The sequence below is a fragment of the Nostoc sp. CALU 1950 genome, assembly GCF_051172895.1.
Taxonomy (GTDB): Bacteria; Cyanobacteriota; Cyanobacteriia; order Cyanobacteriales; family Nostocaceae; genus Nostoc; species Nostoc edaphicum_A.
Genome location: NZ_JBDNJQ010000277.1, coordinates 1 through 5,139, shown reverse-complemented (window position 1 = coordinate 5,139; position 5,139 = coordinate 1). Strand labels below are relative to the sequence as shown.

Annotated in this window: 4 protein-coding genes; 1 reads left to right on the top strand and 3 read right to left on the bottom strand. The window is 42.2% G+C overall.

Features of this window, described 5'->3' with window-relative positions; translation table 11 throughout:
• Positions 1–211 precede the first annotated feature (211 nt).
• The 3 genes from ABF638_RS36590 to ABF638_RS36580 all read right to left on the bottom strand — a co-directional run bounded on the left by ABF638_RS36590 (position 212) and on the right by ABF638_RS36580 (position 3,202).
• Positions 212–1,225: a glycosyltransferase family 2 protein gene (locus tag ABF638_RS36590; protein ID WP_435027652.1), complete on the bottom strand. Its 1,014-nt coding sequence runs from the start codon at positions 1,223–1,225 to the stop codon at positions 212–214.
• A gap of 218 nt (positions 1,226–1,443) precedes the next feature.
• Positions 1,444–1,890 carry a hypothetical protein gene (locus ABF638_RS36585; RefSeq protein ID WP_435027651.1) on the bottom strand — a complete coding sequence of 149 codons (447 nt, stop codon included), beginning with the start codon at positions 1,888–1,890 and terminating at the stop codon, positions 1,444–1,446.
• Between the two features lie 112 nt (positions 1,891–2,002).
• Positions 2,003–3,202, bottom strand: coding sequence for an anhydro-N-acetylmuramic acid kinase (locus tag ABF638_RS36580; RefSeq protein ID WP_435027650.1), 1,200 nt, complete (start codon positions 3,200–3,202; stop codon positions 2,003–2,005).
• A 380-nt stretch (positions 3,203–3,582) separates the two neighbouring features.
• On the opposite strand from ABF638_RS36580, the gene ABF638_RS36575 reads away from it, so the two are divergent.
• Positions 3,583–4,998, top strand: a complete 1,416-nt coding sequence (locus ABF638_RS36575) for a folate/biopterin family MFS transporter (RefSeq protein WP_435027649.1) — start codon at positions 3,583–3,585, stop codon at positions 4,996–4,998.
• The last annotated feature ends 141 nt before the right edge of the window (positions 4,999–5,139 follow it).

Here is a 5,139-nt window from a genome sequence, read left to right as displayed (position 1 = left end):
TTGCCTATTGCCTGCCTACGCAAATTAGTTCAGAAATCAAAGCGGATTCCTATATGCTTTCCACGGAGCCAGACTTTGCTTATGTAGTAGCTAATCTATATTCACCCAATACTGTTAAAAAATTGTCTTATTGCCTGACCATATTTTTGACCTTTAGGCTCATTCTGAAACTATGTAATGATGCATTTTTATTAATAAAACTGTCATACTACTAATTGGTAGTTTTTCGTTTTTTCTGTATGTTAGGATAAATATCAAAACTTGATTTATTACCCATTACATAGTATTGAAATCGACGCTCGATAATTTTGTTCAATCTGGAAATAAAATCATAAAGAAAGCCTGGATTGTTCCTAATTTCTGTCAATGCCGTGATCAATTTTCCTTGTTTTATAGGCTCTACAACTTGAAGGTATGCTAGATTTTTCTTATAGACTGCAAGTTTATAAGACAGAGCGTGCATTAAAGCTGGATTCTTTTTCACAACCTCTTGTTGCATGAAAGAATTAGTAGCTTTGCAGTATTGATTTAGACGTGGTAATTGGCTTTGATATACAAGAGAGCCAGGGCGCGAACGGTAGAAATAATAAGGTTTTGGTTCAATAAAAAAGCGAGCTCCTTTGATTAAGCATTTCATATCAAGCCAAAAGTCTTGACCCATTCTGATGTCTTCATCATATTCGATGCCGTGCTTAACCAAAAATTCTCGCTTGAATAGAGGTTTGCTTAAACCAAGATGCAACCCTGGTTGTCCATAGACATCAGTTTCTACAAAATAAACGATATCAATTTGGAGGATTTTTTCTATACTTTCTCCACTTTCTTGAATCAATGTGCTCCAAGGGGATGTTTCACCATCCTTGATTAAATAAACATCGTCAGCAATCATGTCTGCATTGATTTCATTTGCTCTCGACACAAGCTTAGACAATCTTTCTGGAGCATACCAATCATCTGAATCAAGCACAGCAATCCATTCTCCTTGGGCTGCTCTAAGGGCACGATTTCGTGCAGCAGCAGCCCCAAGGTTTTGTTGATTAACAATAACTTTGAGACGTTGGTCTGTAAAACTTTTAGCGACTTCTACAGTTTTATCACTTGAAGCATCATCGACTATGATAACTTCAATATCAGTAAGCGTTTGCTCTAGGGCTGACTTTATTGACTTCGCAATATAAGCTTCAGTATTATAAGCAGGGATAATGACAGAGACTTTAGGATTCATAAAACTGGACTCCAGACTACAAGGTTCGGTAAAAATACTAAAAGTCTGACGATAATTTGATAATTTATTTTTTAGTATACAACTCAGTAGTTAAGTGAGAATAAATGATGATTTCTCAAGGTAAGGTATGAGACATTGAACGTTAGGAAAGCAATGCGTTGCCAGAGTTTTTTGAGCGCCAGACTTCCACTCTAGGCGCACAGCAGGCAGTACTGCTCTTAGGTTGACTGACGCTCTAGGCTAGCTTCCATTGTGTTAGCTAAAAAATGACCTTCTAAGATGCCACTACTGAGGTAATATGTATTTTCCGAAATCCGATGTAGGGTTTCAAAGCCACTACGACGTTGACGATCGCCTAGTACCCAGTAACGCTGCACAATTGTATCTAGACCAATCCAGCCTTCACCTTCAACTTGCCCCCAAATATTGTGTTGTAGTAAAAAAGTATACTGTCGCTCTCCCTCATGCAGTCGCCCCTTGTATTGGAGAGAGATTTCTGAGCGATCGCTACCTGGGAATATCAGTTTTGTAGCCATAGTAAACCAGTTATCTCGATTCCAAGCTACCAAGGTCATACCCTTGACGCTGATTGGCGTACCATTACGTTCCAGCCAATTTCCTTCCATTGCCCAGCGTCCTGGTTCTAATAAAAAAGTATGAGCCACTTTTATATTCCCTGTCTTGATCGAGTGCCGCCAAGACTACAGTTATAGCAGTGCTGAGTTAGGAGTTAAGAGTTAGAAGTTAGGAATTCTTTTCCCACTCCCTAATCAAGACTCAAGACTGATGTTGGTAAACTTCTCCCAAAAGCACTTCTTGAGGTGCCCCAGTAGCAGTAGGTAGGTTGCCAGGAATGCCCAAATGTCGCCAGTAAGCTAAAACTGCAAAGGCGATCGCTTCTTTAAAATCTGCACTCAAGCCGACTTCATCTGTAGTCCAGACTGGTATTGATGTCAACAATAACTGTAATCTTTTTTTCAAATAGAGATTGCGACTACCACCGCCACATAATAGTACTTGCTGTGGCATTTGCGGCAAAAAAGTGCGGTAACTATGAACAATTGAAGCAGCTGTCAGTTCGGTAAGAGTTGCCAGTATGTCGGCAGCATTAAGTTGGTATGCTTGGGAATCTTTTAAACACTGATGCAGGTAAGTCACACCAAATAACTCTCGTCCAGTGGATTTGGGCGGCGGCAGATGAAAGTATTCTTGATTAAGCCATTGTTCTACCAATGGATGGCAAGGAGTACCACTTGCTGCCCAATTACCATCTTCATCGTAAGTTTTAGTACCAGCGCTTAAATGCTCTACCGCCAGATCCAACAGACTATTTCCGGGGCCAGTATCCCAAGCGCGAATTTTTGAGAGCCAGTCGCCATGTCGAGGCGGAATATAAGCAACATTGCCAATACCACCAATGTTTTGAATACAACGCCCTTCCTGGGGATGACTAAGTAAATAGGCATCTACTCTGGGCACCAGAGGCGCACCATGACCACCAATAGCAATATCAGCAACGCGGAAGTTGCTCACAGTTGTAATGCCCGTAAGATGGGCAATTAATGCACCGCGTCCTAGTTGCAGACTATAACCGAGTGGGGAGTGGGGAGTGGTTTTCTTTTCTATTCCCCTATCCGCAGGTGGTCGATGATAAACTGTCTGACCGTGGGAGCCAATGAGAGTAGCTGGCTGATGACCAATTTGAATATTTTGAGCGGCTTGGGCAAAGACAATGGCGATCGCATCATCTATTTCTGCCAATTCTGCCATTGAAATGGCAACGCCTGCACCAACCGCCAATATTTTTTCTCTGAGTTCGGCTGGATAAGGATATGTTGCGCCCGCTAGCAACTCAACTTTGAGATCCAATTCTGTACCGGAAATCTCTACCAAAGCAGCGTCTATGCCATCTACGGACGTGCCACTAATTAAACCGATAACGCGAGTAGGGACAGCAGCTTCTTCAGTCGGATGCATTGATAAAGATTCTTTTGTTGATTAGCAAGAGGTAGTTTAATTCATGTTACTAGCTATGTCAAAAAAACATCAGATGGCATAGTTAACTATCCCCAGGCTCTACGTTTGCGTAGTGTGCCGTAACCTGGATTTAAAAAGTTCCAGTGAAAAGTCAACATTCAATAAAAATTAGGGCGAGCTTAAGTAAGCTCGCCCTAATTTTTTCCCATTCATTTTATGATCAGCGGCTTTACAACACTTGGATAATGCCCGAATTGCTTTCTGCTTAGAGGTGTGGGCATTGTCCACAGGCTTAACTTGGGATAGAAATGATCCTAAAACCCAGGTCTTAAGAATCGATATGATAGAAAAGTAGATAAAACTTAAAAAATATTTATCGAATGGTGCTTCAATCATCTGGCTTGTCCAAGATCAAAGACTCACTAACACAAAAAATCTTCTTGGGTAATGAACCCAATGCAGAGTTAATTGCAATTCTCACCGTTTACTTTGTCCAAGGAATTTTAGGGTTATCACGTCTAGCCGTGAGCTTTTTCCTCAAAGATGAACTGCTGCTGAGTCCAGTCGAGGTATCGGCGCTATTGGGAATTGTCTTCCTACCTTGGATGATCAAGCCGGTGTTTGGTTTTATCTCTGATGGTTTGCCTATATTTGGCTATCGTCGGCGTCCTTACTTGATTTTATCCGGGATACTGGGAACTGCTTCCTGGGTGAGTTTGGCCACAATAGTTCATACTAGCTGGGCAGCTACCTTAGCGATCGCTCTTGGTTCTCTGTCTGTCGCTATGAGTGATGTGATAGTTGACTCGCTGGTTGTGGAACGAGCCAGAGGCGAATCCCAAGCAAAAGCAGGTTCATTACAATCTCTATGCTGGGGTGCTTCTGCGATCGGAGGTTTAATCACAGCATACTTCAGTGGTCTGCTGCTCCAATATTTTACTACCCGTACTGTCTTTGGAATTACCGCCCTCTTCCCTCTCATCGTCTCAGGGGTAGCTTGGTTAATTGCTGAGTCCCCTGTCAGCAAAGATACTAAAGATAGTAATCACACCAACCTTTTACCAATCAAAGATCAACTGCGGCAGCTACGCCAAGCCATTACCCAAAAAAGAATTTGGCTACCAACGGCGTTTGTCTTCATCTGGCAAGCTACACCAAATGCTGACTCAGCCTTTTTCTACTTCGCTACCAACGAACTCCACTTTGAACCAGAATTTTTGGGGCGAGTAAACTTGGTGGGAAGTTTCGCTTCTTTAGCAGGTGTTTGGATTTTTCAACGTTTCCTCAAAAGCATCCCTTTTCGGGTAATTTTTGCTTGGAGTACTGTGCTTTCCTCAATGTTAGGGATGACAATGCTGTTGTTAGTGACTCACACAAACAGGCTGTTGGGTATAGATGACCACTGGTTTAGTTTAGGTGATAGTCTTATTCTCACTGTGATGGGGAAAATTGCCTTTATGCAAGTGATGGTTCTAGCAGCAAGGCTTTGTCCCCCTGGAGTGGAAGCGACATTATTTGCTTTGTTAATGTCGGTGTTCAATTCAGCAGCAACGGTTTCCCATGCATTCGGGGCATTAATTACCTATTGGCTGGGGATCACCGCAACTAACTTTGAGTCACTTTGGCTATTGGTGGTAATTACTAACCTCAGCACGCTGTTACCCCTACCATTTATCAACTGGCTACCTGCTGCTGAGGAACAAACTGAGACACCTAAAAATTCTGAACAACCGTTTTTGCCTGATTTGATGTCTGAGTTGGTACTGAGAGAATCAGAGTCGAAAATAGTGGAATAGTGTAAGAAAGTTCATCCGAATTCAAGCCAGTCCGCTGCTTTGCTGTTGTAGTAACTGGCGGCGTAAAGTTGCAAAGAACTTAATTTTATAGGAATCCGCTTTGATTTCTGAACTGATTTGCGTAGGCAGGGAATAGGCAAT